General features: G+C 29.8%; 19 protein-coding genes. 7 read left to right on the top strand and 12 right to left on the bottom strand.

Annotated features, from left to right (window positions below; genetic code table 11):
* Nucleotides 1–16 precede the first annotated feature (16 nt).
* Nucleotides 17–799 (top strand): diadenylate cyclase CdaA, encoded by a 783-nt coding sequence (gene cdaA / locus ACKTST_RS09885; protein ID WP_408047588.1) that lies wholly within the window; start codon nt 17–19, stop codon nt 797–799.
* Nucleotides 800–848: 49 nt separating this feature from the next.
* Here cdaA and ACKTST_RS09880 read toward each other — a convergent pair whose 3' ends face one another.
* The 3 genes from ACKTST_RS09880 to truA all read right to left on the bottom strand — a co-directional run bounded on the left by ACKTST_RS09880 (nt 849) and on the right by truA (nt 3,863).
* Nucleotides 849–1,292, bottom strand: a complete 444-nt coding sequence (locus ACKTST_RS09880; protein ID WP_408047587.1) for a hypothetical protein — start codon at nt 1,290–1,292, stop codon at nt 849–851.
* A gap of 70 nt (nt 1,293–1,362) precedes the next feature.
* A complete protein-coding gene (locus ACKTST_RS09875; protein ID WP_408047586.1) occupies nt 1,363–3,129 on the bottom strand; it encodes an ABC transporter ATP-binding protein in 1,767 nt (588 codons plus the stop codon).
* Entirely contained in the window at nt 3,129–3,863 is a 735-nt protein-coding gene (gene truA, locus ACKTST_RS09870) for a tRNA pseudouridine(38-40) synthase TruA (RefSeq protein WP_408047585.1), read from the bottom strand. The genes ACKTST_RS09875 and truA overlap by 1 nt, the downstream gene beginning before the upstream one ends.
* Before the next feature lie 283 nt (nt 3,864–4,146).
* Here truA and ACKTST_RS09865 point away from each other — a divergent pair, with 283 nt between their 5' ends.
* On the top strand, nt 4,147–4,644 hold the full coding sequence (locus ACKTST_RS09865) for a metallophosphoesterase family protein (RefSeq protein ID WP_408047584.1): 498 nt from the start codon (nt 4,147–4,149) through the stop codon (nt 4,642–4,644).
* Here the strand turns inward: ACKTST_RS09865 and ACKTST_RS09860 are convergent.
* From ACKTST_RS09860 to ACKTST_RS09845, 4 genes are all read right to left on the bottom strand, one after another.
* The gene (locus ACKTST_RS09860; RefSeq protein ID WP_408047583.1) at nt 4,627–6,327 is read right to left on the bottom strand and encodes a tetratricopeptide repeat-containing sensor histidine kinase; all 1,701 of its coding nucleotides are present in this window, start codon (nt 6,325–6,327) and stop codon (nt 4,627–4,629) included. The two genes, ACKTST_RS09865 and ACKTST_RS09860, sit on opposite strands and share 18 nt — an antisense overlap.
* Before the next feature lie 118 nt (nt 6,328–6,445).
* Complete coding sequence (locus ACKTST_RS09855) at nt 6,446–7,123, bottom strand: hypothetical protein (protein ID WP_408047582.1); 678 nt, start codon at nt 7,121–7,123, stop codon at nt 6,446–6,448.
* Between the two features lie 280 nt (nt 7,124–7,403).
* Nucleotides 7,404–8,057: a response regulator gene (locus tag ACKTST_RS09850; RefSeq protein WP_408047581.1), complete on the bottom strand. Its 654-nt coding sequence runs from the start codon at nt 8,055–8,057 to the stop codon at nt 7,404–7,406.
* A 218-nt stretch (nt 8,058–8,275) separates the two neighbouring features.
* Nucleotides 8,276–8,713, bottom strand: coding sequence for a DUF4293 domain-containing protein (locus ACKTST_RS09845; protein ID WP_408047580.1), 438 nt, complete (start codon nt 8,711–8,713; stop codon nt 8,276–8,278).
* A gap of 200 nt (nt 8,714–8,913) precedes the next feature.
* Between ACKTST_RS09845 and rho the strand changes: the two genes are divergently transcribed.
* The gene (gene rho / locus ACKTST_RS09840) at nt 8,914–10,515 is read left to right on the top strand and encodes a transcription termination factor Rho (RefSeq protein ID WP_408047579.1); all 1,602 of its coding nucleotides are present in this window, start codon (nt 8,914–8,916) and stop codon (nt 10,513–10,515) included.
* Nucleotides 10,516–10,563: 48 nt separating this feature from the next.
* Here the strand turns inward: rho and ACKTST_RS09835 are convergent, their stop codons facing one another.
* The 5 genes from ACKTST_RS09835 to ACKTST_RS09815 form a co-directional block, all read right to left on the bottom strand.
* Entirely contained in the window at nt 10,564–11,112 is a 549-nt protein-coding gene (locus ACKTST_RS09835) for a 5-formyltetrahydrofolate cyclo-ligase (RefSeq protein ID WP_408047578.1), read from the bottom strand.
* A 5-nt stretch (nt 11,113–11,117) separates the two neighbouring features.
* Nucleotides 11,118–11,483, bottom strand: a complete 366-nt coding sequence (locus tag ACKTST_RS09830; protein ID WP_408047577.1) for an MmcQ/YjbR family DNA-binding protein — start codon at nt 11,481–11,483, stop codon at nt 11,118–11,120.
* Between the two features lie 234 nt (nt 11,484–11,717).
* Nucleotides 11,718–12,332 (bottom strand): DUF4230 domain-containing protein, encoded by a 615-nt coding sequence (locus ACKTST_RS09825; protein ID WP_408047576.1) that lies wholly within the window; start codon nt 12,330–12,332, stop codon nt 11,718–11,720.
* A gap of 83 nt (nt 12,333–12,415) precedes the next feature.
* A complete protein-coding gene (locus ACKTST_RS09820) occupies nt 12,416–13,099 on the bottom strand; it encodes a CPBP family intramembrane glutamic endopeptidase (RefSeq protein ID WP_408047575.1) in 684 nt (227 codons plus the stop codon).
* A gap of 9 nt (nt 13,100–13,108) precedes the next feature.
* Entirely contained in the window at nt 13,109–14,281 is a 1,173-nt protein-coding gene (locus ACKTST_RS09815) for a metallophosphoesterase (protein WP_408047574.1), read from the bottom strand.
* Between the two features lie 203 nt (nt 14,282–14,484).
* Between ACKTST_RS09815 and ACKTST_RS09810 the strand changes: the two genes are divergently transcribed.
* The 4 genes from ACKTST_RS09810 to ACKTST_RS09795 are packed head-to-tail and all read left to right on the top strand — an operon-like array spanning nt 14,485 to nt 18,220.
* Nucleotides 14,485–15,309 (top strand): sensor histidine kinase, encoded by an 825-nt coding sequence (locus ACKTST_RS09810; RefSeq protein ID WP_408047573.1) that lies wholly within the window; start codon nt 14,485–14,487, stop codon nt 15,307–15,309.
* Nucleotides 15,306–16,004 (top strand): LytR/AlgR family response regulator transcription factor, encoded by a 699-nt coding sequence (locus ACKTST_RS09805; RefSeq protein ID WP_408047572.1) that lies wholly within the window; start codon nt 15,306–15,308, stop codon nt 16,002–16,004. Before ACKTST_RS09810 ends, ACKTST_RS09805 begins: the two co-directional genes overlap by 4 nt.
* Nucleotides 16,005–16,041: 37 nt before the next feature.
* Nucleotides 16,042–17,253 (top strand): IPT/TIG domain-containing protein, encoded by a 1,212-nt coding sequence (locus ACKTST_RS09800; RefSeq protein WP_408047571.1) that lies wholly within the window; start codon nt 16,042–16,044, stop codon nt 17,251–17,253.
* Nucleotides 17,254–17,284: 31 nt separating this feature from the next.
* Entirely contained in the window at nt 17,285–18,220 is a 936-nt protein-coding gene (locus tag ACKTST_RS09795; protein WP_408047570.1) for a GNAT family N-acetyltransferase, read from the top strand.
* Nucleotides 18,221–18,259 lie beyond the last annotated feature (39 nt).

Genomic DNA, 18,259 nt, shown 5'->3' with positions numbered 1-18,259 from the left:
AAACTTCAAAAAATTAATGAATTTAGATTTTATCGATTTTTCGTTTCTAGATGTTCTAGATATTTTCTTAGTAGCAGTACTGCTTTTCTATATTTATAAGCTTTTAAAAGGTACAGTAGCTATAAATATCGTTATAGGAATTGCATTTATATTTTTAATTTGGAAAGTAACTCAAGCACTTCATATGGAAATGCTGAGTGGTATTTTAGGATATTTACTTTCGGGTGGAGTTATAGCGCTGATTATCGTTTTTCAACAAGAAATTAGAAAGTTTCTGTTAATGATTGGAACTACAAACTTTTCAACTAAAAGAGGTTTTTTAAATCAGCTTAAATTTTTAAAGACTGAAATTCATTCAGAAATTGATATTCAAACTATTTTAAAAGCTTGTGTTAACTTGTCAAAAACAAAAACAGGAGCTTTATTGGTGATTGAAAAAACAAATAACCTTGATTTTTTAATTAACACGGGAGATAAAATGAATGCTCTTGTAAATGAAGCGATACTTGAAAGTATTTTTTATAAAAATAGCCCGTTGCACGATGGAGCGACAGTAGTTAGAGATAATTATATTGTGGCAACACGTGTTGTGTTACCAATTTCTGATAGTACTAAAATTCCTTCTCGTTTTGGGTTGCGACATAGAGCAGCAATAGGTGTTTCAGAAAAAACGGATGCTATTTGCTTGTTGGTTTCTGAAGAAACTGGAGAAATATCGTATATAAAAGACGGTGAGTTTGTTTTTTATAAGTCGTTAGAAGAATTACAAAAAAAGTTAGAAAAAGATGTAATGGCATAAAAAAAGCTCGCAAATGCGAGCCTTATTTTATGTTCTAGTTCAATATGAATTATTGAGCAGGAGCCATTTTAGCTTGAATTGCAGCCATAGTGTTGTTAAACTTAGTAGCAGCTTCTTCACTTAAATTAGTAGCTATTTCTTTAGCTTGAGCAGCTAATTCAACACTTTTCTTAGCTAATTCAGTGTTTTTAACTACATCACCTTTAGCTTCAATATAGTCTTTAGCGTGTTGTGAGTAAGTTTGTAAAAACTCTCCTACTTTAGGATCTTCGAATTCAGGAATTGTGATACCTTCAATTGCAGACTCTACAGATTCTACTGCTTCTTCCATAGCTTCTACAGTTTTTGTAGCTGCATCTTCAGTAGCTTCAGCTGCATCGTTTGCAACTTCTTCTACAGCATCTTTTGCGTCTTTTGCTTCTTCTTTTGCATTTTTACAAGATGTTGCTAATAAAGCACCAACAACAAATACTGATAAGATTACTTTTTTCATCGTTTGATTGATTTTAGTTTTTAAGATTGAATAACAAATTTACTATTTTGATTGACGTGAGCAAATTTATTTACATCACGGTTTCACTATTAAACTGCTTTTCGTATAAATTCTTATAATAACCCTCATGTTTTTTTAATAATTCAGTATGGTTGCCTTTTTCAACAATACGTCCTTTGTCCATAACTATAATCATATCAGCCTTTTTAATTGTCGCTAAGCGATGGGCTATTACTATTGAAGTTCTGTTTTTAGTGATCTCGTCTGTAGCATATTGAATCATTTGTTCAGAATGTGCATCGACTGAAGAGGTAGCTTCATCTAGAATTAAAATACTAGGTTTACTCACATAAGCACGAAGAAAAGCAATTAGCTGACGTTGACCAGAAGATAGCATTCCGCCACGTTCTTTTACATTGTAGTGATAGTTGTTAGGAAGGCTCATAATAAAATCATGAATTCCTATTTGTTTCGCAGCTTTTTGAACTTCTTCGAGAGAAATATTTTCGTTATTTAAAGTAATGTTGTTTAAAATAGAATCAGAAAATAAAAAGACATCTTGTAAAACAACTGCTACTTTTTTTCGTAATGAAGAAATTTCATATTCTTGAACAGGAGTTGCATCAATAGCAATTAAACCGCTATCAATTTCATAAAAGCGACTAATAAGATTAATGATGGTTGATTTTCCTGCACCGGTAGCGCCAACTATAGCTACAGTTTGCCCTTTTTCAACAGTAAAACTAATTCCCTTTAAAATTTCTTCTCCTTTTATGTAGCTAAAATGTACATCTTTAAACTCGATGTTTCCTTGAATGTTTTTAGCGATGATTGTGCCGTTTTTATCAATAGAACTTTCAGTGTCAATAACGTTAAAAACACGTTCACCAGCTACAATTCCCATTTGTAATTGGTTGAATTTATCAGCTATTTGACGTAAAGGTCTAAAAAGCATTTGTGCCATTTTTATAAAACCTATGATCGCACCTACTGTTACAGCTTTGTCTGCAATTACTTGTAATCCTCCATACCAAACAATTAGTCCGATTGCAATTGATGAAAAAATTTCTGCAATAGGAAAGAAGATAGAGTAGTACCAAACGGTTTTTATATGAGCTTTTTTGTGTTTATCGTTAATTTGAATGAAATTTTTATACTCTATTCGTTCTCTATTAAAAAGCTGAACAATTTTCATTCCGGTTACTCTTTCTTGTACAAAACTGTTGAGGTTTGCTACCTGATTTCGTACATCTTGAAAGGTAGATTTTATAGCTATTTGGAATAGTTTCGTGGCGTAAATTAATACAGGTAAAGTAGCAAGAGCGATTAATGTAAGCTGCCAGTTTTTATAAAACATTATAATAATTACCGAAAGCATTAATAAAATATCACTTACAATCATGAAAACACCTTGGGTAAAAAAACTTGATATTGTTTCAATATCAGACACAACTCTGGTAACTAATTTACCAACAGATGAGTTGTCAAAATAACTCATTTTAAAAGATAAAATCTTTCTGAAAGTTTTGGTTCTAATGTCTCTAATAATATGTTGTCCTACCCAATTAGCATAGTAAATAAAACTAAATTGAAGTAAAACTTGCGCAACCAAAGCTCCAACCATTGCTATGGTGAAGTAAAGTAATCTATTGATGTCTTTATTAGTAGTGAAATCGTCAATTGCTGTCATTAAAATAACAGGAGTAAGAATTGCAACACCAGCTAATAAAATTGTTGAAGTTGCTGCTAAAATAAATCGCACACGGTACTTTTTTGCAAAACTCATTAATCGTGCAAAAATTTTAATATCAAAAGCGTTTCCTGTTGTTTTACTCACTATAAATAATCGTATGTTACTTCTGTTAAAAATAATCCTTTTGCAGGAACTGATACACCTGCATTACTTCTGTTTTTACTTTCAATGATTTTTTTAAAATCATCTATGCTAATTTTACCCAAACCAATATCAATTAAAGTACCTACGATGGCTCTAACCATATTTCTTAAAAAACGATTTGCACTTATATGAAAGGTTAAATCATTTCCGTTTAGAATCCATTTTGCATTAGTAACCTTACAGTTGAATGTGTTTACGTCTGTTTTTACCTTAGAAAAGCATTCAAAATCTTCATACTCATATAAAACAGCAGCAGCTTCATTCATCAAATCAATATTTAATTGTTGATAATACAGTTGCCAAGAAGTTTCTAATAAAAACGGATTTCTGCCCAACCAAATTTTGTATTCATAACTTCTGCTAACTGCATCAAAACGAGCATGTGCTTCGCTATGAACTTGTTTGGTGTTAAAAATTACCACGTCATCAGGTAGTATGGCATTTAGTTTATAGGTGAAATTATCGTTTAAAGCGGTTTCAAAATCAAAATGTGCAAACATTTGTGAAGCATGCACTCCTGCATCTGTTCTTCCTGCTCCAACAATAGTTATTTCTTGTCTAAGAATTGTGCTTATAGCTTTGTTTATTATTTCTTGAACAGAAATTGCGTCAGGTTGAGTTTGCCAACCATGGTAGTTTTTTCCGTTGTAAGCTAATTCGATAAAATACCTCAAAAAATGTGATTTTTTTAAAGAGCTAAATTATGAAATTCTCCCTTGAAATCTGATAAATAGATGGTTAAAAAAGAAAAAGGTATTTTTATTAACATATGTTAAGACATGGTGTTTTGATTTGCTATACATTTGCAGTCCGAAAAAGGCTAGTGATTTGAATTTCATTAGTTTATCAGAAAAGAAAAGTGAATTCCCCATTCATTAAAGTTCCCCTTAGTTTAAAGAAATCCATAATGTAACCATTATGGGTTTTTTTTATGCATAATTTTTTAGCTTTGTTTTGATGAAAAAAATCCTTCTTCTTTCCGATACTCATAGTTTTATTGATGCTCAAATTTTAAAATTTGTAAAACAAGCAGATGAAGTTTGGCATGCTGGTGATATAGGTGATTTATCAGTTACTGATACTATAAAAAAAATAAAACCACTTAGGGCAGTTTACGGAAATATTGATGATAACAAAGCAAGAGCTGAATTTCCGTTAGATGATAAGTTTCAAGTAGATGAGGTTTCGGTTTGGATAACTCATATAGGAGGCTACCCAAATAAATACAATCAAAGAGTGAGAGAGGAGTTAAAAAACAATCCGCCACAACTTTTTATTTGCGGACACTCACATATCTTAAAAGTTCAGTATGATAAAAAACTGAATTTATTACACTTAAATCCTGGGGCAGCTGGCAAACATGGATTTCACAAAGTAAGAACCATGCTTCGATTTGAAATTGATGGTAAAGAAATTAAGAATATGGAAATTATAGAACTAGCTAACAGAAGTTAGTTTAAAGTTTTTCTCTTGTTTTATAATAGGAACAGAAATATGCACCGAAGTTCCAGAGTTTTCTTTAGAATTGATAGTTAATTTACCATTCATAACATGAATTCTAGCTTCAATTTGGTTTAGCCCAATTCCATCTGAAATAGAAGAAGATGAGGTAGAAAAACCTACCCCATCATCTTTAACGAGAATGGTTAGTTGAGTTCCTTCCTCTTTCAAATTAATTTGTGCATTTTGAGCTTTACTATGTTTTAAAATATTGTTAATAAGCTCTTGCATGACATTAAAAATTTTAATTTCAAATTCTTGATTGTATCTATTGATGTTTTGCGCTGATATATCAAACTTTATTTGACTGTTTGAATATTTTTTTGCAACATCTTTTATAGCGTATTCTAAACCAAACTTTAATAAAATAGAAGAAACAAGGTTGTGAGATAAATCTCTAACTTTTTGAGAAGCTTCTGAAATAATGGCTTGGGTTTTCTCAATTTCTTGAGGAGTATTCCCATTAAACTGCTTTCTGGTAGCTGTTAAATGCATATTAGCAGAAGATAATAAAGCGCTTACATTGTCGTGTAATATCTCTGCAATAAGTTTACGTTCGGTTTCTTTACCGTCAATCGTAGCATTTAATATTTTTACTTGTGCTTCAGATTTTAATTTTTCAATATTTTGCTGTTGAATTAAGTTGCTTTCTGATAGTTTAAGCTTTAAGTTTTTTTGGCGTAACTTATAATTGTAAATAACAATTCCTGAAATAATTAATACTAGAATACTCAATGCGCCGAAAAGTAAAGAAGCTTTTGCTTCTTGAGCTTCCTTTAGTTTACGTTGTTCTTCAACTAAAGCGGTTTTTTCTTTTTCTAGATTTAGTTCGTGTTTTGTGTAGATTTCGTCAACAATTCTTCTTATCTCAACATCTCTTAAATCATCTTTAATATTGTATGATTTTTCTTGATAGTCATAGGCTCTATAGTCTTTTTGCAAGTATAATGTATATGCTAAATTGAAATACAAAAACTCTTTATATCTTGTGGCTCTACTACTTGAATCAAGTTTTATTAAGTCTAAACCTTCTAAATATATTTTTTTAGCTTCTTTATAGTTTTTTTGTTCTAAGTATATGCTAGCTAGATTTCCTAAAGCAGCAGATTCTAATACTTTTTTATTAGCTTTTCTATATATTTTTACTGATTCATATGAATACTCCTTAGCTAAATCATAAATTGAATCTTCTCTATAAATATTAGATAGATTACTATAAGCGCTTGCTTTAGTAGTTAAGTCCAGTTGATTTAGAGTTCCGCTACTTAGTATTCTTTTGTAATAACTAATTGCACTATCCTTTTCTTTTATAATATGAAATTCACTTCCTACACGTAATAAAAGCTTGTTTAAATTAACATCATTAATTGATGGTGAGGGAGTTGTTTTTTCATTATAAGTTAAGTTATTTTCGTTGTTAAAACTTTTTAAGGCCTTTTTATAATATACTATTGCTTTTTTGTGGTCATTTGTTTCTCTAAAAATATCACCAATTAAAAATGAGGTTTTAAAATATAATTCTGAATAATTTGTAGTATCTAATCTAGAAAACAACTTTAAACTTTTTTCAAGAGAGATGCTGTATTTTTTTTGAGTAAAAAATTCTTCTGATTTTTTAAAATCATTAATAAATTCCACTTCATCCTTTTTTTGACTAAAGGATAAAATGGAATAAAAAAATATTATTAAAGTGACTATTTTTTTTTCAATCATGGGCTAAATTACCTAAAAAATCTACTATGTTGATTCAATAATTTTAAATCACAGCATCTCCAATTATTATCGATTTAGGTTTTCTTTCAACAGCTACTTCTTCTTCGGTTTTGCCTGAATATTTGTGATTTACAAAATCTAATTTTAACATTTTTGACACAGAATTCATTTCTAATTGTCTAGAAAACGTTTTTTGAGTAGATGTACCATTCGATAAATGTACTTCATAAGTTTCAAGCTCTTCATTGTATGTAAAATCGGTAGCTACATTATCATTGACCGTAAAATTTAACTGATAAGTGCCGTCTTCGTTTGCAGTTATGCTATAAGTGCTTAGAAACTCACTAACTCCTTTCGCAAAGGTAATATTTTCATCCTCAACATAAATTTTTGTTTTTTTTCCGTTGTTAGACTCTAAAAAACCAATTTTTAACTGGTCGTTTTCAATAGAAAAATCATTAGAGTGTCTCGTTGCAGTTTTTTGTGCTGTTTCTGCTAAAATAATTTCTTTAGAGTTATCAACATTTGTTACAGTAGTTACATCTGTATTGTTTGATGTATTGAAATCAATAGAGTAAGCACCGTTAGCATCTCTTTTTAAAGTATACGATTGTAATAATTTTTCTGGGTTGTTATCTAATACTTCTGTCTCATTTGATGAACAAGAAGCAAAAAAGATACTTAAACTTAGAGCAAGAAAATAAGGAGTGATTTTTTTCATGATTAATTATTTTAAGATTTTTAATTAGAATTTCTTTAGTTTTAATGAAATAGCGATGCACTTATAGGATAGATATTAGAGACGGGGGACTATCTCTTAGGGGATATTATAAAGAAAACAAAATGAAGGGGTTCTCTACACTATGTTTAAAACGCGTACATCGCTATTATTATTTTTAATTATTTAGTAGTTGTAAGCGATGCATGATAGTGTAAAGATAGATTCGGGGGGCTTCTTTAATGGGGGACTAAAGAAAAATTTGAAGGGTTGATTTTCAACTCTACACTATATTGTTTTTCACAGCATACATCGCTAAACCTACTACGTTTTTTACTTTTAATTTTTTATATAAATTACTTCTATATGTTTCTACTGTTTTAATACTAACATTTAGTTTATCGGCAATTTCACTAGAGCTTTTTTCTTTAGCAATTAACTTTAATACAGCAATTTCCCTCTCTGTTAAATCTGCATGTAAAAAACTAGGCTTCTCTTCTTCTTGTTGGTCAGAAGTGTAATGATCTAATAATTTTACTTTTATATCTTCACTAATGTATTGAATGCCGTTATGTACAACTTTAATAGCGTCTATTATTTGCTCATTCGCTTTGCTTTTGTCAACAAAACCTTTGGCTCCTAAAGCTATCATTTCTTGCACAAGCTTCGGATCACTTAAACTAGAAAGTATTACAGTTTTAATTTGTGTATTACGTTTTCTAAACGTTTTTAAAACTTCTATACCATCCATTTCAGGCATGTTAATGTCTAACACTAATACATCAGCTGTATTTTTAGAAGACCAATTAACAACTTCTCTACCTGTTAAAGAAAATCCTTCAACTTCAATGTCGTCTTCAGTATTTAATAAAGCGATGACTCCGTCTATTAATATCTTATGGTCATCTGCTATGTGAACTTTTATCTTGTAATTCATGGTCGTTTACAGTTACAAATCTATAGTATAAAACAAGTGTGTACAATACACAATATCCCTAATTGTTTAATTAGTGACTCAGGGATAACCCTGAGTTTTTTTTAACATTTCTTTAACATTTGGATTTTGGTGCCCCGTAAATGTAGGGTTTTCAAAAATAAAAAACCGAGATTGATATATCTCGGTTTTTTCGCACTAAATATACTAAGATGTTAGGCTTATCGTAATCTATCAACAGATTTTACAAGATTTTCATCCTTCTTAATGGCTCTGTTTGCTAAAAACAATAGCAAAATAACAATGACAGGAAAGAACATCCCAATACCTTTCTCAGAAACCGAAGCTTCTCCAGATAACGTTTGTGATAAATAAATCAATATTCCTAATAAAAAAAGGTTTATCAATATGTTTAAACGATTAATTACAAATTGTAACTGACGATTGTTAAATAAAAAAATAGCTACAATTGATATTAATGCGGAAGTAAAAAATAATACAGGAATCGATTTTTCAAGTAAAGAATTACTCGAAAATAAATCTACAATAAATACAGAAGAGTTTGCGTTAGAAGATACCCAAAGGTTAACCAAGAAAGTTAAACCTCCAGAAATAATTCCGGCAACTAATAAGTATATAGATTGTATTCTTTGTATCATAATTTTTTATCGGGTAGCAAATGTAATACTTCTTTTTTTAAAAAGAAATATTAGAAGTTAAAATATTTGTATATATTTGCCTTGTATGTAACTGCACAGAATTATTATATAGCCCCTATATAATTAGCACTCAAAACAAAACTTAATACAAACAACAATTCTTTCTCAAAGAGAATTTTAGTAACTTAATCATTTAACGAATGTTCGATATTTCGGAATTAAAAACTAAGAAATTAGCTGATTTACAAGTTATTGCCAAAACTATAGGATTGGCTAAATTTAGTCAGTTAAAAAAATTAGATTTAGTATACAAAATTTTAGATGCGCAAGCAGAAGCGAGTGCTAATGAGGCTAAACCAAAAGCTGAAAAACCTAAAAGAAAAAGAATAGCTAAATCTGAAACCCCAGCAGAAACTTCTCAAGAACAAGATAACAAGCCTGTTAAGAAAGCTGAAGTGAAAGAAGTAGCTGAAAAAACTGAAGCTGTTAAAAAAGGTGAGGATAAAAAACAACATTCTCAAAACCAAACTAACGACGAAAAGAAGCAGCAACAGCCACACAATAAGCAGCATAATAAGCATCAGAATAAAGGTAACAAGAATAATAACAACAATAAGCATCAGAATCAAAACTCTTCTAAACAACATCATAGAAGTGGAAATAAATATCGCGATCCTGATTTTGAGTTTGATGGTATTATTGAAAGCGAAGGAGTGTTAGAAATGATGCCAGATGGTTATGGTTTTTTACGTTCTTCAGATTATAATTATTTATCATCTCCTGATGATATTTACGTATCACAATCTCAAATTAAATTATTCGGATTAAAAACTGGTGATACGGTTCTTGGTAATGTACGTCCGCCAAAAGAAGGAGAAAAGTATTTTCCTCTAATTCGCGTGTCGAAAATTAATGGACTAAACCCAAATATTGTTCGCGATCGTGTTTCTTTTGAGCATTTAACTCCGTTATTTGCTGAGGAGAAATTTAATTTAGCAGAAAAAGGAAGCTCTCTCTCTACTAGAATTATCGATTTGTTTTCACCTATAGGAAAAGGACAACGTGGTATGATTGTAGCACAACCCAAAACAGGTAAAACGATGTTGCTAAAGGATGTAGCGAATGCAATCGCTGCAAATCATCCAGAGGTATATCAAATTGTTTTATTAATTGATGAACGTCCTGAAGAGGTTACAGATATGCAACGTAGCGTTAGAGGAGAAGTAGTAGCTTCTACTTTTGATGAACCTGCAGATAAGCACGTGCGTGTTGCTAATATCGTATTAGAAAAAGCAAAGCGTTTGGTTGAATGCGGACATGATGTGGTGATTTTATTAGACTCTATCACACGTTTAGCAAGAGCGTATAACACCGTAGCACCAGCATCTGGTAAGATTTTATCAGGGGGTATCGATGCTAACGCATTACACAAACCAAAACGTTTCTTTGGTGCTGCTCGTAATATTGAAAATGGTGGTTCATTAACGATTATTGCTACTGCACTTACCGAAACCGGATCAAAAATGGATGAGGTAATCTTTGAAGAATTCAAAGGTACAGGTAACATGGAATTACAATTAGAGCGTAATATTGCTAACCGTAGAATTTATCCTGCGATTGATTTAATTAAATCAAGTACGCGTCGTGATGATTTATTGTTAGATGATAAAACAGTACAACGTATGTGGGTATTGCGTAAATACCTAGCTGATATGAATCCAATTGAAGCGATGGAATTTATTCAAGATAGAATTAAGAGATCTATAAACAATGAAGAGTTTTTAATTTCTATGAACGGATAAGTTTATAAAAATATAAGAATAAAAAAATCTCGCTTAATGCGAGATTTTTTATTTTGGATATATCACAATATTTAAAGGAACATCAAATTTGTGAGTGTCTTCTATTCTTTTGATAGGAGGGAAGAAGTTAAGTCCGATAGTTTGTGTGTCTTTTCTACATTCTGATAAAAACCTGTCGTAAAATCCTTTTCCGTAGCCTACTCTGTAGTTTTTTTCGTCAGAAATTAACAAGGGTACAAATACCAAATCAATATCTTTTACATTTGCTTCTTTAGCATTAACGGGTTCAGGAACTCCAAATTTGTTGAGTTCTAGTTGTGTGTCTTTTTCAAAATAAAAATGAGAAAGAGTATCATCTTCAAAATTACAGCGACTTACAATAATTTTTTTTCCTTTTTCTCTAAAGAAATTGATAATAGGCAACGTATTAATTTCATTAAATTTTCGCATTGATAAAAACAAATGGACGTTCTTTATTTCATCTGTATTTAACTCAAAAATTTGTTGATAAATGCTTTCTTGCAGTTGTTGTTTTTCTACTTCAGTTAAAGCATTTCGCTTTTGCTTGTATACTTTTCTAAGTTCTGATTTTAGCATGCTTTTTACATCGATTTTAACTCTTCTTGAAGCTTTTTAGTTAAACTCTTAACTATTAAATCGTACGAATGATCTATTAATTCAAAAGCAAAATCATCATAAACATCGTTGTTTAAAGTTACTGTATTCCAATGCTGTTTGTTCATGTGAAAACCAGGGTTTACACTCTCGTATTCCTCACGTAATTCAATTGCCCACTCAGGATTACATTTTAAATTAACCTTAGGTTCTTGTTGTTCCCAACTATCTAAACCCGATAAAGCGAACATTTTATTCATTACTTTAAAAACTAACACATTGTTATCAAAAGGAAAATGTTCGGTTACTCCTTTTTTTTGAAGACAATAAGTTCTGTATTGTTCAATATGCATTGTCGTCTTTTTTTAATTTTATGTAAAGTAAAAATATTACAGAAGTTATACAAAGCAATAAAGAAAAGTACTTTAAAATGTTTGTAAAAATGAAAAGTACAAAGTCTGTATGACCATGAAAGCCATATTTCCCATACCTTATTTGAAGTGATTTTATGGTTTCAGGATTGTTTTCAATATAATAATATAATAAAAAGGAAAAAGAAAAGATCAGTAATAGCCTTATTGTTTTATTCATTCTCCTATTAATTTCTTATTTGTTTCTGGTATTTCTAAAGCAGTATAATCTAATTTCCAACCGATTGTTTCAACTAAATTCTGCATTAAAGAAATAGCTTCTAAAGCTTCTTTATTAGCAGTTTGCATTAAGTTACTTTCAGGTATTTTTTGCAAAATATGTTCTTTAGCTTCTTTGTTAACTTCGGTTAAATCTTCAGAGCTGAACTTATTTAAGAGTCCGTTTTGAATATCGTAAAAGCGTAAGTTTGGTTCAATAGAAAAAACTTCAGGTTGCGGAAATTCAGATAAGATCAATGCTTTGTTTTTGGTGTCTGCATGCATTTTAATTTTTCTAAAATCGAATCCGATATGCACTTTAGCATTAATCAAGATAATCGCTTTTTTCTTACTGGTTATTAATCCTAAAAGCTTTTCTTTGGTATTTTCGTGGTGATAAATTTCCGCAAATTCTCCTTCAACAGTAATTAGTTTTGATACTTTTTTAATCTTGTCAAGTAAAACTACCGATTGTTTTTCAGTCAAACTTTTTTTACTAACTGACGTAAATTTTTTAAATAAAAAATAAGAAATAATAGCACCTGCGGCTAAACCTAAAAAGAGTAATTCCATAAAAACGAATTTACGTAAAATCTTGTTTAGATTATAGAAATAAAAAAGACTCTAAGAAATTAGAGCCTTTTGCTAGGTTTGTTTTAACTTAAAATAAGCTGTTCAAATAGTTTAGTTATTGGGTTTTCTATATCTAAGTATAAAAATGTTAATCCAATAGTGTCGTGAAAACCATGCATAAATATGAGCAGCCATAAATTGTCTTTGTTTTTTAGATATATGAGTGAGTAAATAAAAGCAAACGGTATAATGCCCAATATTCCTGAAATTCCTTGATAATAATGTGAAGCACCAAAATAAATTGCTGATACTATCGCAGAAATCATCCATGACTTTTTAGAATCGCCAAACAATTCAGCTATCCATTTTAGATAGTAACCTCTAAATAGAATTTCTTCGCCAAAAGCAACCAACGTCCAAACAACAATTAGTATGACGATAAAACCAGTTGTATTATGTTTTATATCTTCTAACGAAGAAATATCTGCTCCTCCAAAGTACTTATCTATCATAATGCTTATAGGTGTATAAGCTATTAATATTAATAAAGCGAATAAAAATGCTTTAACGATTGTTTTTTTTGTTAGTTTTTTAGTTAAGCTAAATAAAGACCAGTTGTAATTGCTCGACCATGCTATTAATCCGACAATAGTTAGTCCAAAAAAGAAGCTAAAATTTCTGTCAAGAAAGTTTAATAAAGGCGCCAATAGCATTACCAAGACCACAATATATGGCTTTGTTAAAGTGTTGTATATTTTAGTTTTCATGTTCAATTATTATAATTCTATTTGTTCACCGTTATATAATACTTGATAGTATTTGTTGTTCTGAATTAATAATCCTTCAGATTTTCTACTGGGCCACATACTAATATAATCCTTAGGGTGCACTACATCTATCGCATACACTTTTCCGTCGTATAATTTTTTAACCATAGATTGTAAAGTATGACCAACAACTACACTTTTTCCTCCAAATTTTTCAATTCCTTTTTCAACATCTTCTTGTGATAAATCATCTTTAAAATAACCTCTGTACCAACAAACTCCTTTTTTAGTTGAAGTAACTAATTGTTCGATTGTTTTTTGAGGTTTTGGGAAATAATACTGATAATAATTCGCTCTATTAATCTGATTAATTTCATCAAGTGTAATTTTTGTGTCAGCAAGTTCAGGATGAATTCCTCCGTGAGTAAACAACGTCCCGTTGATAAGTTCAATAGTGTTTTTACTTGATAACCATTTTCCTAAAACGGAATTTTTACTATATAAATCGTATTGTTGTTTACCTAAAATTGAAGCTACAGCAAAGTACTTTTGTTCAGCAGATTTGTATTGACCTTGCATGTTGTACAATTCATGGTTACCAATGATGTAATGAACGTATCCTCCGTGTTTTTTAGCTTCTTGCTCTAGCTTATAAATAAACCAAAGTACTTGTGTTGTTGAGAAGCCTCTGTCAACAAAATCACCAACAAGAACAAGGTGTCCGTTGCCAAAAGTCCAATTCAAGTTTTTGTCAATTACATTATTGCTAATTAAAAAATCACGAAAAGTTCGGTAACCACTTTCAATATCTGAAATAGCTAAAATTTTATTACCGTCGTTATATATTGATTTTGGTGATTCAAACGCAGTTTCTAATTGAAATGTAAATGAAGTAGAATCTATAGGGAATTGGCAGCTCAACCTAGCTTTTTCATCAGGATTATATTTTTTTGAATCTACATAAAATCCTTCTTCTTTAGTTCCTCTTACATAATTCACGCTAACAATACTATCGTTTTCATAAAAGGCATAAGGTCCTTCTTTATCCATGTTGTAGCGAAGTGGATTTTGTCCGTATTTTAATGTTCCGTTTAAATAAAATAAAACCGAAAGACCTATGACTAATAAGGTTATTACTGTAAAAATGATGTGTTTTAAGTATTGTACTATTCTTTTTTTCATGTGTTAATATTTTGTTTGATCAAAAATGAAGTAGATTTCTATTGTTTAAAAGTAATTGTGATATAAGAAGGTTTAAGAAGGATGTATTAAGGTTGATTTATGATAAAACAACTTTATAGCGATATTTTGTTGTTTCGTAACACTTTCTAGGTTGATTATCACAAGAACTTTAGTATAGATAAAACAAAGTGTTATTTTGCAGTATGATTGATTTGGTATATAAATACAAAAAAGAAGTTTTTTTAATTGGGATGGTTTCTCTAATCATCCCTTTGTTCTACATAACTTATGTAGTTATAACATCTGAAGGAGATTCAGTTGCGTTTACTATAGGCGTAGATTCAGTAATGGGGTATATCTTATTTGTCTATTACATTATTTTAATCAGTTTGTTTGTTGGTTATATTGTTTATTGGCTTATAAAGCATATTAGGTATTTGTTAACACTAAAAAATGAAAAGAAGAAAACTGAATTAATGCATTTACAATCGCAGGTGAATCCGCATTTTTTCTTCAATATGCTTAATAATTTATACGGATTGATAGATAAAGACAGTGATAAAGCAAAAAAACTTGTTTTAAAACTTTCTGATATGATGCGATACAGCATTTATGAAGGACAAAACAATATGGTACATTTAAAAGAGGAAGTTGATTTCATATCGAATTATATCGAATTGCATAAAATGCGTTACCACAAAAATATTGATGTTACTTTTACGAAAGAGATTGAAAATGAGAATCTAAAAGTACTTCCACTGCTGTTTATTATTTTGGTTGAAAACGCTTTTAAACACGGATTAGAGGTTTTACGTGAAAACGCTTACGTTCATATTGTTTTAAAAACAAAAGGAAAGAAACTCTATTTTGAAGTTGTAAATAACTTTGATAAAGAAAATAATACAGAAATAGGAATAGGATTAGCAAATTTAAAAAAACGGTTAGAATTGGTGTATCCTAAAAAACATCATTTATCAAACACGGTTTATAACGATGTTTTTGAATCAATTTTAGAAATACAATTATGATTAATTATTTAATTATTGATGACGAATATATTGCTCACGATATCATAAAAGATTATTGCGACATGCTTTCTAATTTTAAATTAGTTAAAAACTGTTATGACGCAGTTGAAGCTATAGAATATCTACAAAAAAATCATGTTGACTTGATGTTTTTAGATCTAAATATGCCAAAATTGAAAGGTTTTGATTTCTTACGATCATTACAAAATCCACCAAAAGTTATTGTTACAACTGCTTATAAAGAATATGCTTTAGATGGTTTTGAATTGAATGTAGTTGATTATTTATTAAAACCATTTAGCTTCGAGCGTTTTGTTAAAGCTATTAATAAAATAGAAACTCCAACGAGTGTAAAACAAAATGAAACCACATCAACAACATCAGTTTCAAATGAAAGTGTTTTTGTGAGGTCAAGCAAAAAAATAATCCAGATTAAACTAGATGGCATATTGTTTGTTGAATCTGTGGGAAATTATTGCAAAATAATTACTGAAGAAGAAGAAGTACAAGTGCGTGAAAAAATCTCTGATTTTTTATCTAAACTCCCACAAGATAACTTCTTTCAAGTTCATAAATCATTTATTGTATCTAAGGATAAAATCAAATTAGTAGAAGGAAACAGAATTGTTATAAAAGATTTTATAGTTCCAATAGGTAAGGTTTATAAGAATAATCTTAATAAGCTGTTGTCGTAAAAAGAAAATTAAATATTAACACTAAATAAAATTGATTATGAGAAAAATTATTACGCTATTACTAGTAGCTACACTTTGGTCTTGTGTAGATAATGATGAGGTGGAAACTCCTAAATACCCAACTGTAGATAAGATAACTGAAGAACCTATAGCAGCAGGATCTACTTTAACCATTACAGGTAGAGATGTTGATGATGACCCAGTTTTTATTTTTAATGGAGAAAAGATAACTCCATTTTCAATAAAAAGTTCTTCAGTAACTTTAAGAATACCTGAAGAAGCCATGAGTGGAAAATTGGAAATTAAATTCAAACAAGAAGAATATAATACTCAATTCTTTTTAAAGATTTTAGATAAAGGTTGGAGTAGCTCTAGAGCACCAAGTTATAGTCAAATTAAATTCATATCGCCTCTTGTTGGTTTTGGAAGAAAAGTAGACGGAACTTTTAATTATATAAATAAAACTGTTGATGGAGGCCTTACTTGGGTTAATGTATCAAAAGAAACTACTTCAAACTCTTTATTAGGAGTGGTTTCTGAAAATGTTATGTATGTAAAAATAGCTTCTAACAAAATTAAAAAGACAGTTGATGGAGGTGTGTCTTGGGAAGAAAAAGAGGCGTTAAGCATAGGTACAATAATAAAAGAAATGTTTTTTAAAAATGAAGAAGAGGGGTTTTTATTAGCTGGAAGATTAGATAAGTCATACATTTATAAAACAGAAGATGGAGGGAATACTTGGATTTTGAAAAAGGAAATTGACACTGCTTTTTATTATATGAAACTAATTCATTTTGAAGCGAATAATATTAAATTGTTGAATGAAGAGAGTAATACAATAGTTAGTACTATAGATGGTGCTAATACATGGGAAGAAGAAGAGTTAGGAATAACACCTACTTATACGCCAATTTTTGACTTTGTTAATGAAGATAATGTTTGGATGAGTATGATTGATAGAGTTGATTGGACAGGTGGCCTATTTAATAAAGTTTCAAATGGAAGTTGGAAAAAAATAGAGCTTCCAAAAGTTCCTTCTTATGAGGGGATATTAAATGTTACTTTTTTTGATGAGAATAAAGGATGTGTTTTAACAAAAAGAGGCGGTATTTTTTACACGAATGATAGGGGAGATACATGGAGATTATTTTATTTGAATACTGAAATTATATGTTCTGTAACACAACTAGGTAATAAACTGTATGTGTCAGGTTTTTACGGTGATTTTCACACTAAAATAATAAACTAATCTTAAAATAGAAAGACAGCTCTTTGTACAGATGAATAAAATTTTAGAAACTGAAAGGTTAATCATTCGAGAATTTGAATTATCAGATGCTGAGTTTATTTTAAGATTGTTAAACTCACCAAACTGGTTAAAATTTATTGGAGATAAGGATGTAAAGAAGATTATTGATGCCAAAAGTTACATTCAAAAGAATCTAATAAACAGTTACAAGTCTAATAATTATGGACTTTGGTTGGTTATGAAGAAAGAGGCTAACATTCCAATTGGAATGTGTGGTATCGTTAACAGAGAAAAATTAAATCATCCAGATATAGGTTTCGCATTTTTACCTGAATATGAAAATTTAGGCTACGGATTAGAGAGTGCTACAGCTGTAATTAATTATGCTAAGTATAATTTAAATAGCAAAACCATTTTAGCAATAACAGATGTAAATAATACAACTTCAATTAAATTACTTAATAAAATTGGGCTACGTTTTAAAGAATCCAAAGAGCTGTCGGTAAAAGATCGTGTTTTAGTTTTTACCTCAGAAGAAAACAAAACAGATAAAGAGAAATTAGATAATTTAACTCAGGAATTCTTTAATGTATTTACCAATTTAAATAATAAAGTCCCTGATTTAGAAAGCTTAAAAGAGTTGTTAGTTTCAGAAGCCAAAATAATTAATAACACAAAAGAAGTTCCTGAAATATATTCAATTGAAGAGTTTATTCTTCCAAGAAAAAAAATGCTAATTAATGGAGAGTTAAAAGATTTTATAGAATATGAAGTATTAAGTCAAACTGAGATCTATGAAAATATAGCAAGTCGATTTAGTTTGTACAATAAAAAGGGAAAATTTAATGGAAAAGCTTTTGATACAACTGGGCAAAAAAGCTTTCAGTTTATCAAAATAAACAATGTGTGGAAGATTGCTTCAGTAGTCTGGTGTGATGAATTTATAGAAAAAGAGAAAGGGTTGTAAATTGATTGTTGCGAATAAAATTTAGACAATATATTAATT

Source organism: Tenacibaculum crassostreae, from assembly GCF_964512405.1.
GTDB classification, from domain to species: Bacteria; Bacteroidota; Bacteroidia; order Flavobacteriales; family Flavobacteriaceae; genus Polaribacter; species Polaribacter crassostreae.
Note: the sequence above shows the minus strand (reverse complement) of the source record. Positions and strands in the feature narration are given on the sequence as shown.